Source organism: Actinocatenispora comari (assembly GCF_017312725.1).
Classification (GTDB): domain Bacteria; phylum Actinomycetota; class Actinomycetes; order Mycobacteriales; family Micromonosporaceae; genus Actinocatenispora; species Actinocatenispora comari.
The window spans coordinates 1-15804 of sequence record NZ_BOPO01000022.1 but is presented as its reverse complement, the minus strand read 5'-3'; the positions used below and the strand labels follow the sequence as shown (position 1 = coordinate 15804).

Here is a 15804-nt window from a genome sequence, read left to right as displayed (position 1 = left end):
GCTGGCCGACCGGCCTGGCAAGCCAGGCGTAGTAGGCCTGCCGGGAGAAGCCCAGCACCCGGCACGTCACCGCGACCGGCACCCTGATCGGGGCGTCGGCTGCGGCCAGGTCACGGACGAGCGGGTAGGTCATTTTGGGTTGACATCCCGAGCCAGGTAAGCCGCAGCCCGGCGCAGCACCTCGTTTTCCTGCTCCAGCAGCCGATTACGGCGCTTGAGCTCACGCAGCTCCTGCGACTCCTCGCGGGTCACGCCGGGCCGGTTGCCGTCTTCGATGTCAGCGGCGCGCAGCCAGTTGGACAGACACGACTCGGAGATCCCGAAGTCTTTCGCGATCTGCGTCAACGGCGCACCGCCCTGGCGGGCGACCGCGACCACGTTGTCCCGGAATTCGCGGGGGTAGGGCTTGGGCACAGCAAACATCCTTCCAGCAAGGCCAGCAGCCTCACAGGTCAGGTGTCAACCAAAGCCTGGGCAGTCCCGTGTCAGTCCGGCGGTCACGGCGGGCTGAGCTTTGACCAGGCTGTCGAGGAACTGGCCGAATCCTGGCAGTTGCAGCGACCTGGTCGTCTCGATCCAGTCGGGTAGGTCGATGCCGCGCCGGTAGGTGAGGTTCGTGGCGAACGCGTGGACTTGGCGGGCCATTGCGGTCATCTGCGGCAGCAGCCGGTCAAGCGTTCGATGTGTCGGCGTCGGGCGGTGTCCAGATCGGAGGGTCGGGACATGATCCACGAGGTCAGGCTTTCGGGGTGACGGGACGGGTCCGGGTGCGTCTGCGCGTCCTTGCTGGAAGTAGCGGACCAGCAAGTTCGCGCTCCTGGTGTAGCCGGCGGCGCGGATCTCGTCCAGGATCCTGGTCACCGGCACCTGCTCGGACAGTCTGCGGCGGACCAGATCGCGGTAGGGGTCGACCAGGCAGCGGCCGTAGCGGGGCGGGCGCAGCAGCTGCTCGACCGATTCGGCGCGGGCGTAGCGTTTGACCGTGTTGAGTGACCAGCCCAGCCGCCGCGTCGTTTCCAACAGCCCGACGCCGACATCGGTCAACTCGTGCACCGCCGCGAACCGGCGGCGGGTCCGTTGCGCCGCGACACCGGATGTGTTGTGGGGCAGGCTGTTCCAGCAGGAGGCGTGCGCGATGACGGTCTTGTCGACCGCGGCGGCGAGGTTGTGCCGCAGGTGCCACCGGTCGGAACCTGAACGTGGTGGCGTCAGCAGCGTGGATGGCTTGGGCGTAAGTGGCCGATCCGTCCCGGCAGACGATCTCGACACCGGGATGCTCCCGAGCCAGGCGGTCAGCGTTGCTGCCTTCCGGTCGGCCAGCACGTCGATGCGTTGGTGGGTGACCGCGTCAATCAGGAGGGTGGCGTAATGGCGGCCCCGGCGCAGGGCGAAGTCGTCAACCGACAGAACCCGTGGGATCGCAGGTTCGGGCAGTCTGGGACGCAGCAACAACCGAAGCGTCGTCACAGCGCTACTTCCTGATCAATCAGCCGTAGGAAGGCCAGCCGGATTAAACTACGGCAGAGAATACCTACCCGATCGAAGTTTAATCAGGCTTCCTTCAATACAGAGTGCATCGAGATGACCAGCCACCTCCGACGGATCCGGCGAATCGCACAACTCGGCCGTTGTCAGAAATAGCGCAACGTCATCCTGGGTGAAGAAGTCGCCTTCCGCGCTCCCATCAAAGTGCACATGCCCTTCCGATGGAAGTACGACGGTGTAGCCAACACCGTGGACGAAGTATTCGAGCCCGTTTAGGCATACTCCTTCACGGGGCTGATCCCCGCGCAACACAGAGCGAACAATCTCTGGAGCACTCTGCGCCGCGAAGGTCGCTTCAATCGCCCCCTTGGCCTCGGCGAACACTGCCGGGAGGGTTGACCAGGAAAACGCGTCGGCAGTCATCACAACTTGTACCTATTGAGTCTGTTTCCAACGAAGTTACCAGCAGAATCTAGTCTGCCATGTCTGAGTAGCCCAGGAAGCCGCCATCGTTAAGTTGATCAGTCACGTCAATAATTCTCACCTCGTCAACGCCAGCCATACGGGCCGCAGCGAGGCGATGGTGGCCATCAACGACGTACTGAGTTCCATCCCCATCAGTTACCACCGAGATTGGACTCTGCTCCCAGTCGAAAGTTCCTGCCCTCATCGCATCCCGATGTGTCCTAACATTTTTCGTCGATGCATTGCCGCTATCTCATGGTAAGGTTTCAATGCGTGAGGATCAGCAGTTCCAGGGCCACAATTCGTATTGTGGACCAGGATCGGGACGCTGCCCGCCACAACATAGTACGTGTGGAGGTTGCGGATGGTCAGGTTGTAGGCGATCTGGGGTTTGGTGTAGCGGGTGAGCGTGGTGATGCGGGTGGTGCCGTGGGTGGTTTGGAGCCGGTCGCCGGGTTTCAGATCGGTAGCTTCGGTCCAGCGGTGGGTGGTGTGGTCCCAGGAGCGGTGGTGGGCGGTAGCGGTGATCTTCTGTTGGCCCTGGCCGTCCTGAAACGTGATCTGGACGAAGTCGTGGTCGGTGGTGGTGCGGATGACGCCGTCGACGCGGTGCTTCTGCGTGGCGTGAGCGTCTGGTTTTGCGTTGGTGACCCGGTCGCCGATGTGGAGCTTCGCGATGGGTTTCGTGCTGCCATCAGCGAGAAGCACCCTTGTGTCGCCAGGGAATGAGGACTCGGCCGGCTTCGCCAACTTCCCGCCACCCTCTGCGGCGTCCTTTCCCGCGCCCTTCGCTGCCTTCTTACCGCCGCTCTCGGCGGTGTCTTTTGCCAGGGCCTTGCCCGTGTCCTTGGCGGCGGGTTTGACGGCTTTGGAGCCTTCTTCGGCGCCCTTGGTGAGGATCTTGGCGACCTTGGCGCCGCCCTTGATCAGCGGCTTGCTGATAAGTTTCGGGACTTTCCCGACCGGGATGATCCCGATCACCGCGAAGCCCAGAGACTCACCTGCCTCGGCCCAGCGTCATTCCGCGGCGCACCAGATCCCGGTCGCCGTGTCGGCGATCGACCCGGCGACCGGGATGTAACCGAACCACGACAAGATCTCGTGCCCGGCGTCAGGATCATGGGCAGAAGGATCGGCTACGTAGGCGCGGTTGAGTGGGTAGTAGTCGCGGCACCATGCGCGGCACCCTAACTTGCACTCTTTGCGGCCTTCTCGCGCCGCTCTAGCAGACCAATCGACACCTGGGCGTCAGGTACGGATTAGCTCAGACGCTCGCTTTGCTACCGATCGGTTCTGATCAGACCGCAGGTGGCTCACAGCGAATGCCAAGCGCGTCCGATTGTCCTCCACAACATCCAGCAAGTCGAGCGCTCCCAATCGCACCATCGGTAACGGATCATCCAGAAGCGCGTAAATGACCCAAAGGCCACCCTTCAGCTCAGCACGACATTGAGCACCCAACAACTCGTTTCCGACTGACAACTCAGTCTCGTCCGGCTCGCCCACAGCGATCTCCACCAGTAGATTCGCAACATTCTGGCGGACAAACCCCGGTCGATTCGACACGAGCCCCAGGAGCAGCGGAGCGATGACCCACTGCGCGGATTCAAACAACTGACCCTGCACAACCACACGATTGTCCAAGCGCCAATAGGCAGACTCTGCTTGCTCCTCCGTCGCTGCGTTCAGTAATGCTTTAATCGCCTCAGGCACGAACTCTGAACTACCCATAACAGAGCGCATTCGAGTCCAGGAGACCGAGTCGATGAGCACATCTTCAATCAACGCATTAGCCCTTCCAGATCCCAGCGACCACCAGGGTCATACCGAACCCCTGGCGGGAACTGTGACGGATCATACCTATCTTGGCATCGTACGCAGATAGGTATCTCCTTTCCTGTGCGCGGGCGCAACGCCTCGCTGAACTGCACGTCTTTCGAGCCGATCCCAAGCTGTCGTTCGACATCGTTTTCAGCACAGCCCACTGGATTACGATTACAACCGGCTACCGCACTGCTGGCACCCTTCGCTGGATCATAGCCCCCCGTCACGGTGGCCTTCGCCGCACCAACTTCAGCCGCTTTGGCATCACGCGCCGCACGCGCTGCCCCCAATGCCTCATCTGAATCTTCTGTCGCCCGTTTACTCGCGTTCTTTCCCAAACGCTTCGTGGCATCCTTACCTGCACGCTTCGCGGCGTCCTTGCCTGCACCTTTTGCGGACTTCTTTCCGGCGCTCTCGGCGGTGTCTTTCGCTAGAGCCTTTCCGGTGTCTTTAGCGGCGGGTTTGACGGCTTTGGAGCCTTCTTCGGCGCCCTTGGTGAGAATTTTCGCGACCTTGGCGCCGCCCTTGATCAGCGGCTTGCCGACAAGTTTCAGGACCTTCCCGACCGGGATGATCCCGATCACGGCGAAGCCCAGAGGCTCTCCTGCCTCGGCCCAGCGTCCTTCCGCGGCGTACCAGACAGCGTTGGCCGTGTCGGCGATCGACCCGGCGACCGGGATGTAGCCGAACCACGACAAGATCTCGTGCCCGGCGTCAGGATCATGCGCCTTCGGATCCGCTTCGTAGGCTCGGTTGAGTGGGTAGTAGTCGCGCCGCCATGCAGTGCTGCCGGTGTAGCCGTCCATGAACCGCTCGTACTGTTCGTCGGTGGCGAACGCGGTGCTGCCAACGGCATTGAGCAGCTGGCCAGTGGGGTCGGCGTGGGTGATGGGGCTGTTGTTGGCATACGCGTAGCCGTTGAGCTGTTGCGGATCCGACGGATCGGCGATCGGGTCGGCGGAGATGAACCGGCCGGTGTCCGGGTCGTACTGGCGTGCCCCGAGCGTGGTCAGGCCGGTGTCGGCGTTGATGATGCCGCCGACGAAGCCGTGGTCGCCGATCCAGTCGGGCAGGGTGCTGCGGGCGGTGCCGAACGGGTCGGTGTAGCGGTAGGTCGCCGCGCGGGTTGTCGCGTCGACCTGGACGCTGTCGGTGCCGACTTGATCGGCGATCAGCCAGCTGATCCCGGCTGGGGTCCGGACCCCGATGGTGGCGCCGTCGAAGCTGTAATAGCGGGTCCCGGTGACGGTGCCGGCGGTGTCGGCGTGCAGTTCGGTGCCGTCGGGTAGCCATAGGGTGGCGGTGCCGTCGGGGTCGTGGCGGATCAGTTGGCTGCCGCCGGCGTCGTAGAGGTAGCTGGTCTGTTGGTCGCCGGTGTGGAGAGCGGCGAGGCTGCCGTCGGGGTTCCAGTCGATGGTTTGGGTGTTACCGCCGCGGGTGCGGGTGGTGGTGTTGCCCGCCGGGTCGTAGGCGTAGGTGTTCTGCTCGACAGCGGTGGATCCGTTGCCGACGCTGGAGGTGGTAGTGGTCGACTGCAGCGTGTGCGGCTGGGCGGCACCGGGTGCCGGATAGTCGGAGACGGCGGTGGTGTCGCCGCCGGCGATGTGTTCGGTCAGTTGGGTGCGGTTGCCGGTCAGGTCGTAGGTGTAGGAGTGCCAGTAGGCGCCGGTGCCGCCGAGTTGGTCGGTGGAGGCGGGTAGGGTGTCGCAGCTTCCCGGTGTGTCACCGTCCACACCGGACGGTTTGGGCGTCCAGGCGTCGGTGAGCCGGTCCAGGTAGTCGTAGTCGAAGCACTGGGTGGTCGGCGAACCATCCGGGTTGTCGACCGCCGAGGTGATGTTGCCGGCCGGATCGTAGGTGTAGCTGGTGTTGGTAACCGTGGTGGAGTCGACCCGGACGGCGTCAGCCTTGATGAGCCTTCCGGTCGCCGGGTCGTAGCTGTAGTCACGGCTGAGACGATGGTCGTAGTCGCCGTTGACCATCTGGGCCAGGGTGCCGTCGTGGTTGTACGTGGCGGAGAAGACGTAGATGCTCAGACCGCTGGTCAAGCCGGTAGCCATGCCGAGCTTGTCATACAGAGGCGCGACGGCTTCCTTCTTCAGGCCGCCCACGGCAGGCAGAACCGTGGCTTTCAGCGACCCGTCCGGGTTGTAGATCAGCGAGTCGGTGTAGGTTCCGGCCAATGCCCCCTGCGATGACGGGATTGTCACCGACGTGCCGGTGGGGCGCCCGCCGGCGTCGTAGCCGGTGACCGCGGTGGTGTACGCGTCGCCGTCGACATACCGGGTCGCCGCGGTGGGCAAGCCCTTGCCGCCGGCGAGGGTGTCGTAGGTCCAGGACGCAAGTTGCTTGCCGTCGACCGAGTCCTGGTACTCGCCGGTCTTGCGGCCGATCTCGTCGTAGCTGTAGGCGATCGTCGCGCCGCGGGCGTCGGTGGTGGAGGTGAGCTGTCCGAGGTTGTCGTAGGTGCTGGTGGTGGTGCCGGTGTCCGGGTCGACGCTCTTGATCCGGTAGCCGCGCGTGTCGTAGCCGTAGCGCCAGGAGTTGCCGGCCGGGTCGGTCACGCTCGACAGGTCGCCGTCTGGCGTGTACGTGTATTTCGTGGCGTCGTAAGCGCCGGTCGGGGTCGGGTTGTGGTACTGACGCAGTTCGGTGGCCTGGCCGCGCGCGTCGACCAGCGTGGTGGTGGCCGTTCCGCCGGATGGTGGGGTCACGTCGGTGCGGTCGGCGCCCGGATAGGCGGTGGTGGTGCGCCACTTCTCGTCGCCCTGCTGCTTGAAGATGGCGGCGGTCTGGCGGCCCGTGCCGTCGTAGACAAACGCGGTCTCGGCATAGGTTTCGGGTCGCCCGTTGACGCCCACGAGCGTTCCCGATGGGCTGTCGGCGTTGTACCAGGGCTGGGAGGTTTCGGCAGTCTGCCCGGTGGAGTCGTAGAGCGTGTCGGTGATCATCCGCCCACCGCCAGGCGCCGGGGACTGGGTCTGCCGTGGCCGGTCGAGCGAGTCGTACAAGGTGTAGCTGGTGACGTAGTTGGTGGTGTTGGTGATCGTCTCGTAGGTCAGTGTCTTGCTGGTGACCACACTGGCGGCGTCGTTGTTGATCTGGTAGCTGTAGGTGACGTTGGCATCGTCGGTGCCCTTGGTCCGGCCCGGTAGCCACACCGCGGTCAGCCGGCCCAGCGGGTCGTAGGTCTGGTCGGTGCGTCGCCCGTTGGCGTCCACACTGGACAACGTCTGCCCGGTTGCCGGATCGAGCGTGTCGGTCGTCGCGTTGCCCAGGGCGTCGGTGACCGTCGTTCCGGTGACCGGGCCCCCGGTGGCAGGCGTATAGCTGGTGGTGGTCTTGTGCCCCAGCGCATCGGTGACGGCGGTCGGTCGGCCGTAGCTGTCGTAGCTGGTGGTCGACGCGGTCGCATACACCGGGGTGGTGCCGTTCCAGCTGTTGAGCGCTTCGGCCTTGGTCGGGTTGCCGACGTTGACCTTCGCGCCCAGCGCCGCCGAGTCGTAGTAGGTCCGCACGTGGGATAGGACCTGATCGGGGGTCGCGGTGGAGTCACAGCCGACGGCGTCGGTTTCCACCTCGGCGGGCCGGCTCAGGATCCACTTGGTGGTGTTGCGGGCGGTGTAGGTGGTGCGGGTGCACTTGTTGTCCGCGGCGGTGCTGGTGTCGGCGCGGTCGTCGACCTGCACAACCAGACCATCGTCGTTGAAGCTGCTGGAGGTGCGCTTCTCACCCCAGCCGCCGTCGGACAGCAGGCTGCGGGTCACGACGCTGGCGGTGTTGGACATCCACGCCTTGGTCGTCAGCCCACCCAGGCTTTGGGTCGCGGTCGGGCCGCGGGCCCAAGGGCTGCTGATCACATCGGTGATCGCGGACCCGCCGGCTTTGTCGTAGGTGATCTGTTCCCGCTCGAAGCCCTGGTACTGCGGCGAGTCAGTGATGGTGCCGCCCTGCGAGTCGGTGACCGACACCGACCGGGTGGAGCCATCCGCCTTGTGATCGCCGTCCATGCCGCGCAGGTACAGATGCTTGACCTGGGACCGCACGCCGGAGGCGCTGCCGCTGCGCACGACCACGGAGGAGTAGCCGCGCCAGTCTGACCAGGTGCGCACCGCCTTCGGCGACAACCCGTTGGTCTCGTAATGCCAGGCGGCGTCGCCCTGGTAGTCGTAGGTGGTGTCCAGGTCATCCGACCCGCCGGTCGAGTCGTGCGTACGGACCTCGGTCACCACGTACTTGTGGAAGTAGTCGAGCCGCTTGTCCTCGCCCGGTGGATACCAGTAGCTGGGCTGGCACCGAAGGGTGTTGCTGTCCTCGGACGAGGGCATGGTGGTGCCCTGGACGCACTGCGGCTGCGAGTAGCCGATCGTGGTCTGCGCCCCGGTTTCGCTGTCGATGCCGGTAAGCCGGTACCGGTTGAGTGCCGAGAGCCCGTCGGTATTGGTGTCGACCCGGTTGGCCATCTGGGTGCCGTCGAAGGTGACTGCCGGCAGCGCCGCGGTTCCGCCGTTCAGGCCGGTGTGGGTGATCGACTTGAGCCACAACGGTTTCGCGTCGTTGTCGCCGGTGTCCAGGAACGACTGGCCCAGCGTCCACCTGTCGACGTCGGCGTAGCCGGACCCCGAGTGGATCTTCGTGGTGATCGTGGTCAGCCGCTTGCGGGTGAAAAACACCGGTGCGTACTTGTCGGTGCAGGTGTCTTTCAGACACGACTGGTCCCACGGCGTGTCCGGCCACGACGCCGGATGGTCGGTGTCGCACGTGCTGCCCGACGAGCACCGATCCGCCGTGGTGAATACGACCTTCGCGGCCGGGTCGGTGTCATACGCGTGTCCGTCGGTGTAGCCGTAGTCGATCTCGGCCAGCGACCCACCCGGGTTGTAGGCGGTCTTCTTCGAGGCATCCGCGTTCAGGCCGTAGTAGCCGGTCTCGGCGTTGTACTGGTACGAGATCGCGTTGCCGTTGACATCGACCGCGTAGTCCAGGTTCCACCGCCACGCCTGGTCACACGACGAGTCGGCGAACGCCGCCGCATGGCACGGATCACCGGGGTCGTTACCGAACACCGGCAGAGTCCACGTCGAGTTCGTGACCGCATCACCCGACGACCAACCGGGCAGCCGGTTACGGCCGAAGTAGTACTGGGTACCGTCGACGGTGGTGACCCGCCAGTACTCGCCGTCGTTGTCGCCGTTGCTGGCGCCGGTCAGATGCTCGATCCGCGACCCGTCATCCTGCTGTGGCCGCCACGCACCCGAGTCGCCATCCTTGACCAGAACGGTTGCCTGGCCGTTGAGCGACATGGTGACCGCATCCCCGCCCCAGCACTGGTCCGAGGTCTTCTTGTCACCGTTGTTCGCGCCGTCGTTCTGATCCTCGGCGCACACCTTGTAGTTGCGCTGAATGAACCCCGACCACAGATCCCAACCGTCACCCACCCACGACGGCTGATTGTTGGTCGCCGAGGTCCGGCCATCGACAGTCTGCGAGTTGTACGACAGCTCCAGGTCAGGCTCCGGCCCCAGGCCCGGTGAGGGCACGGTGATCGGGTACGACCAAGAGAACGCGCCCGTCTGCGCCGACACCTGCCACGACGCCGACGGCGCCAGCGGCGTCGCCGCCGCATCCCCGGTACCGCCAGCAGCTCCCGCCTCGGCGGCCAGCACCGTCGGCGACCCGCCGAGTGTCACCGTCGCCGACAGCGTCGAACGATCCGTGTCGTTGTCGGTGGGCAACACTGTTGCCGCTGTGCACTTCGGCTTGTCCGGGGTGGTCAACGCACACGCAGGAAGCCGCACCAGCCGCAGCCGCGACCCGTATCCAGCACCGGCAGCCTGGGCGAACGACGCGTAGTCCATCGACACCCGCACCTGGCCGGTAGCTCCGTCAACACCAGCGACCGTGAACGCCACCGACTCGGTACCGGCCAGCTGCTGCGAGGCCTTCTGCCCCAGCATCCGGACATCCACCCGCGACGGCGGGTTCTGCTTCGCCGCCCGCGCACCCCTCGCATTCGGCGGTCCGACCGTGACGGGAACCGTCGTGGCCGACCTTTTCTCCGCAGCCGACACTGTCAGCCGCGTGCGCGCCGCCTTCGGCCAGGAGACGGCAGGAGCGCCGTGCACCTCGTGCTTCATCGAGTCACCCGGCGCACGCTCCCGCGAGGGCAGGACATCGTGCACAGGCAACGACGGCGACATCTTTGGCTTGGGCGCCTGCGCCGTACTGGGCGTCGCCAACGCCGGGCCCGAGACCAGGGTGGAGGCGAGCATCACCGCCGACGCCGTTGCTGCCAGCATCGACCGCCTGCCGTGTCTGCGTCGTGAACGCAGCCATCTCCGGCCACCCCGAACAGGGACTTGCGCACTATTCATCTCCGACGCCACCGCGTCCTCCACAGTCCACAGCGCCGACCGGCGCCCACGATCATTCACGTCGTGACACCGGCTCAGCCGGTTACCAGCTCCGGGTAGTCCGCTTCCGCCGCCTGATGTGTGATCTCGGGGTCCGACATGACGCGCTGATACGCGCGCACGTTGTCGACCTCCCCCTGCCAGTACCAGCCGATCTGGCCTCCGTGCAGGCCCCGACCGATGTTCAACGGGCTCGTTGACGCGATCGGGCTGGAGAAGCTCGGCTGATCGGGCTGCAGTACCCCGTTGACATACAAGCGGAGCTGATGATTGACCGCGTCATAGACACCGACCAGGTGGGTCCACTCCTGCAACCACGCCTTGTCCTGCGACAACGCCACCGTCGTCACTCCGTCGGCCGTATCAGCGTCGCGCATCCCGAACGCCCAACAGTCACAGTCAGGATCAGACCGGTACTGCAGATAGAACGCCGAGGACTGCTGACCGTCCTGCGACAGCACGGTGTGGTAGCGCGAGTTGTCATCCAGATACGCCCACGCCGACACGGTGAACCCGCCCCCCGTAGCGCCCCCGGTGGTATCGATCACCGCAGTGTCCGACGTCGCGTACTGGTCTGTCCCGTTCATCGCCACGGCGTAGTCACCAACATGCCCCGGAACCCAGCTCGTCCCGTTGTTCAACGTGACCGGATGCCGGTTGGTAGGGCCACCGGGCTCCGAAGCATCCGAGGTGTCCGCAGCAGTAGTCCCGGAACCTTCATCGAACGTCCACTCGCCGGCCTTCCCCGGCGCGGACGCCACCCCGAACTCGTATCCGACTTGTTCGGAGACGTTGCCAGCGCGGTCGACACTCTGCACATACAACCAGTGCACACCGTCCGTCGATGGCGTCAGCTTCACGGTTGCCCTGTCGTTAGTCGCCGCGACCACCGTCCCCGGCGGCGACCGGTCGAAGTCATAGCGATACTCCACGACGCCGGTCACGCCGTTGGGCTGCAGCTCGAATGTGCCCTCCTGACCAACACCGCCGTACCACTGGTTGCTGCCATGCACCAACTCCGGATATTCCGCCGAGTACACCTTCGGCGTCGTCGGGTTATCGGTATCGACCGTGAAGTTGAACCACGACGACCAGTCACTACACCAGTTGTAGGCGTCGCACGCTTGCGCATGCCACTTGTAGTTGTCGAGATTTCGTGGGCTCGGCGAAGTCCACTTGATCGACCCGCCGGACTTGATGTTGGTCAACGTGTTGTAGGTGTAGGACGCCTTCGTCGCGCCGTCGGCCGTGTACACCTCGATCTTCACGACCTTCAGGTTGCCGCCGTCGGGGTCCGACACCGATGCGTACATCGTCGGGTACTTCGACGACACGGTCGCCGGCGAGGAGCAGGCTTTGTAGCAGGGCGACATCTTCAGCCCTGTCGGTGTGTTGGGCTTGTGGTCGATGGTGACCGCAAGCTTGGGCTGGGTCGAGTCGGTCATCGAGTAGGTCTCGCGCTTCTCCACGCTGCTCTCGTCATCGGCCTTCAACTCAAACGCCAGATGCAGCCAGTCGTTGTCCGCCGCCTGCTGCACCGCCGCGGTCGCGTTGAACCCCACCCACGTGCCGGCCTTCACGCTGTGCGCGCCAAGATCCTTGTAATGCGACGGCTGATGGTTCCACGTCGTGTCCTCGCTCGGCGCGGACGTCGAATAGGCATGCACCAGATGGTCGGTCGGAGTGCCGTTCCACTGGTAGTGCGAGTACGCGCGAAACTCCGCCGACACCACCTTCGTGTTCGCCAGACTCTTCGCGAACTTGAACCGGATGTAGGACCGCTGAATGTACTCGCCGCCATTCTTCGTGTCGGTGTAGCGGCCGGCCGGCGCGTCACTGCGGCCCTTCTTGGACATGTACGCCTGATCACCGAACTGACTGTCCACATAGGTCCACGTGTAGAGCGACGTCGACACGTCCGGATCCACGAACACCGGGAACACCGTGTCCGGGTCGGTGAGCATGCCCGGATCCGGGATCAACGTCAGACCGTCGCCACCCTCATCCAGGCTCGTGTCCACCCGGGCGGTGCGTGCCTGTGCCGGCGCCGCGGCATGCTTGGCCACGTTCGTTACCGGCGCCGACGGGTCCGACGAGTCCCACATCAACGCCGCCGGCGCGCCAAACACCGTCGCCCCGTCGCCGTCCATGGCCGTGAGCACACCCGAGGCCGCCACCGACACACTGACCCCGTCTACCGCAAGGCCCAGCCTCAGACTGGCAAGATCCGGATTGTCAGCAGCCTGCCGGGTCTTGATCACCAACACCTCGGAGAACCCGTCGACCATCGCGGTCAGCCGCAGATCCACCCCCGGCAACACCTCGGCATAGGTCGCCGACGAACCCTCCAACGACGGCGCCGGCAGACTGCCGTGCGGCCACTGCAACGACAACGACTTCCCCGCCGAGACGATCGTCGCCATCGGCCCATCCCCGCCACCGGAGAACCGCAACCCGGCCGAGGTCGACGCCGGCGACACCCCACCGTTCGCGTCATGGGTCAACGACGTGTCCACCGCCGCCCACGACCCGTCCGACGCGTGCACCCGCGCCGGCCGCGGCGTCGCTTCCTGCGTGATCGTGCCGTCCGGCTCCGCAAACGTCTGCGAGCTCTCCGTACGCTGCGACACGATCTCGACCCGCTGCTTGGACAGATGCGCCTTGCGCATGGCCGTGACCTGATCTGCTGGAGCCTGTGGCCCCGGATCATCGGCCACCGCACCGGAAGGCGACCCGGCCGGCGCCGCGTGCACCGCACCCGGTGCCGCCCCAGCAAGCGACACACCCACAGCCAGCGCCACCCCCCGCAAACAGGGCACGCGGCCACGACACACCAGCCACCGGACCTCCCAGCCAGACGCCAGGAGATACGCAACTCCCGGCCAGCGGCACCGGAAGCTACCGGAAGATCACACCCACAGGGAAGACACCTTACAAAAATCGCAGAGCAAACCCCCGGTAAAACGGACACACCCGGCGACGGTCGACACACTGAGTGATCCATTTTTCGACGTTACATGTAGCAATGGTCACAGTTTTGACGCATCAGCCGACATATCCAAGGCGCGCTGGACCGTGATCGCGTCATCAGCCATCTCGGCAGGACCTGAGCATCGCAGCGACGTACGTGCACGGCCTCCGAGGTCTCTAGCGCGGCATGCAACGAGCTCTCAACAAGGCGGGTACTTGCTCTGTCCCCGACGGGAACCGTCGCGCCGAGCCTGCTGGCAGCCACCCCGGCGAGTCCATCCCGGCCGGGCTACTCCACTACGGCGGTGATATGCGCCGCAACAGCGACCCGCGACCTTGGGCGCGACAGCCACCCACGACTCGTTGCCTCTTGGGGGCAAGTAACCCCGAACCCGGTCCACGTGCCAGGCCGGTCCGCGCTGAGCGGGCCTACATCGTTCCGATACGTATCCTGCGACCGGGTGATCTTGCCGTGAGCTGGACAACATGGCTGTCCCATTCGGCGGGGCCCGGTGGCAATAGAACGTATGACCACCACCGACAGCACGCCCGCAGCCCCATCGTCGAGCCCACCCACCGGCCAATCACTGAATGGGCCAACAACCGCCTCCTCATCGGAGCCGGCCTCGATACCGTCGTGGCCTCTCGGCCCGGTCCTCCGTGTCGGCACAGCCACCCACGCGCGCAGCCCGGCTCGCGTCTGGGACGTGGACGACGCCCGCCGCCTCACCTGCATCGGTGCCTTCCCGATCCCCGTCCGGCACGCCGGCCGCCGCGCCCGAGTCACGCCGGTTCTCCAGGCGTTCGAGAAAACCTCCCGGCACGGCGATCGCGCGCCAGCTCCGCCGGCCACGCCAGGGTCACCTGGTCGCGATGTCCACGCCGCCGTGCGTTGCTTCGCGGCCGTCTCTGCCGGCCGACCACGCGTTCGACTTGACTTCGTCGGCGAGTCGAGCGGTCATTGCTCCCACCGTCCCCCCACCACCGGCGTCACGACGCATGCCACTGGCTGCGGACAGTCGGGGCGTGCATCGGGAAGGGGCACTGGCTGGTGAAGGGTTCGGTCTACAAACGCTGCAACTGCCGCGACCAGGACACCGGCCGTCTCCTCGGCCGGAGCCGCCCGCAGCTCAAGCGGGCCAACGGGTCCTGGAACCCACGACACGGCGCCTGGCACATCCAGTGCGACCTGCCGCGGCGCGCCGACGGCACACGCCGCACGTTGCGCCACGGCGGCTACCTGACCCACGACGACGCGACAGCCGATCTGCTGCAGCTCAACACGCTGCTGGCCATCCCGGACCGCAGCGATTCCACCAGCCAGATCGGCCTCGGCGACCTGATCGAACACACGATCTCCACCGACGGACGGCTACCCCACATCGACACCGTCCGCCGCGCCCTCCAAACCGGCACCAGGCTGATCGGGCAGCCGACCGTCGCCGAATGGCTCGACCAATGGCTCGCCGGCAAGCGCAACCTGGCAGACTCCACCCGCAGCAAGTACTCCGAGCACATCCGCCGGCATCTGATCCCGCACCTCGGACAGCTGCGACTCGACCGGCTACGCCGGCAGCACATCGCCGCAATGATCGAAGCAATCATCGAACGCGCCGACTACGTCCAGGCCATCCGCGAATCCGGCGACAAGGAAGCCGCGCTCGCGCTGCGCGGGGAAAAGGTCACCGGCGCCACCACCCTGCACCGCATCCGCGCCACTCTACGCGCCGCGCTCAACGCGGCCATCCGCGAAGACCTCATCGTCGCCAATCCCGCCACCCACATCGAACTACCTTCCCCGCGCCGGCCGCGTCCACTCGTCTGGACGCCCGAACGAGTCCGGCGCTGGGCGGCGGATGGAACGGTCCCGGGGCCGGTGATGGTGTGGACCGCCGAACAAACCGGCCGGTTCCTGGACGCAATCCTCGACGACCCGCTCTACCCGCTGTTTCACCTGGTCGCCTACCGCGGGCTCCGCCGCGGCGAAGCGAACGAGCTGTAACCTTCTTCCCCGAGTCCCGAGAATTGATTCAGATAAGATCGACAAGAGCGCCAAACATTTAGATTAGTCAATTCCCTCGTCGCGCTGAGCTATGGATCATTTTGGTCACGGAAGTCGGCTTTTCCGTTTCCGTCGAAAACGACGCGGACGACGTCGCTGGGCGCTCCTGGCTCAGGATTTCTCCACTCTTGCAACCGATTCTATATCACCAAACGCGCATTCTCAGCGAATCCGGCCAGGGCATGATCTGCCAGAGATGACGCAGGCGATCCACTACTTTTTCGTCAACGACACCATGAATCCCAGGCACGTCACGGCCAACGAGCGGAGCTGAGGGTCTTTATACTCGACTAGTTGTTGTGGTTCGTGAGGTTGTTGACACCGGCCTGGCGATGAGGGAGGGGTAGGTCCCGGCGGCAGGATGGAAGTGCGACCAACCGTCTCTGCCAGCAAGGACCTACCCCTCGTGACCCACGCTAACGCCCCACTCACACCGGCCGGAAGGCTGCGTCTGATCCAGCGGTGCGCCACCCGACCGCTGGCCCACGTTGCCGCGGAAGCCGGCGTGTCTCGCGCCTGCTTGACCAAGTGGAAACGCCGTTACCAGGCCGAAGGACCAGCCGGTCTACTCGACCGGCCCAGCGC

Annotated in this window: 9 protein-coding genes and 1 pseudogene; 2 read left to right on the top strand and 8 right to left on the bottom strand. The window is 65.3% G+C overall.

Annotated features, from left to right (window positions below; all coding sequences use genetic code 11):
* The 8 genes and pseudogenes from NUM_RS08000 to NUM_RS07965 all read right to left on the bottom strand — a co-directional run.
* Positions 1–414, bottom strand: a pseudogene (locus tag NUM_RS08000) (transposase); the annotation flags it as partial.
* Positions 415–459: 45 nt separating this feature from the next.
* Positions 460–1467 (bottom strand): hypothetical protein, encoded by a 1008-nt coding sequence (locus NUM_RS07995; protein WP_207124147.1) that lies wholly within the window; start codon positions 1465–1467, stop codon positions 460–462.
* Positions 1468–1515: 48 nt separating this feature from the next.
* On the bottom strand, positions 1516–1908 hold the full coding sequence (locus tag NUM_RS07990; protein ID WP_207124146.1) for a DUF6896 domain-containing protein: 393 nt from the start codon (positions 1906–1908) through the stop codon (positions 1516–1518).
* A gap of 49 nt (positions 1909–1957) precedes the next feature.
* Positions 1958–2155, bottom strand: coding sequence for a ParB-like protein (locus tag NUM_RS37910; RefSeq protein WP_207124145.1), 198 nt, complete (start codon positions 2153–2155; stop codon positions 1958–1960).
* Entirely contained in the window at positions 2152–2931 is a 780-nt protein-coding gene (locus NUM_RS07980; protein ID WP_207124144.1) for a Hint domain-containing protein, read from the bottom strand. The genes NUM_RS37910 and NUM_RS07980 overlap by 4 nt, the downstream gene beginning before the upstream one ends.
* A gap of 267 nt (positions 2932–3198) precedes the next feature.
* Positions 3199–3663: a hypothetical protein gene (locus NUM_RS07975; RefSeq protein ID WP_207124143.1), complete on the bottom strand. Its 465-nt coding sequence runs from the start codon at positions 3661–3663 to the stop codon at positions 3199–3201.
* 68 nt (positions 3664–3731) lie between these two features.
* Positions 3732–10073: an RHS repeat-associated core domain-containing protein gene (locus NUM_RS37650; RefSeq protein WP_207124142.1), complete on the bottom strand. Its 6342-nt coding sequence runs from the start codon at positions 10071–10073 to the stop codon at positions 3732–3734.
* A 149-nt stretch (positions 10074–10222) separates the two neighbouring features.
* Positions 10223–12988 carry a LamG-like jellyroll fold domain-containing protein gene (locus NUM_RS07965; protein ID WP_207124141.1) on the bottom strand — a complete coding sequence of 922 codons (2766 nt, stop codon included), beginning with the start codon at positions 12986–12988 and terminating at the stop codon, positions 10223–10225.
* 1220 nt (positions 12989–14208) lie between these two features.
* On the opposite strand from NUM_RS07965, the gene NUM_RS07960 reads away from it, so the two are divergent.
* Positions 14209–15159, top strand: coding sequence for a site-specific integrase (locus tag NUM_RS07960; RefSeq protein WP_207124140.1), 951 nt, complete (start codon positions 14209–14211; stop codon positions 15157–15159).
* Positions 15160–15625: 466 nt separating this feature from the next.
* On the top strand, positions 15626–15804 hold a 179-nt coding region (locus NUM_RS07955), incomplete at its 3' end, for a helix-turn-helix domain-containing protein (protein ID WP_225918407.1).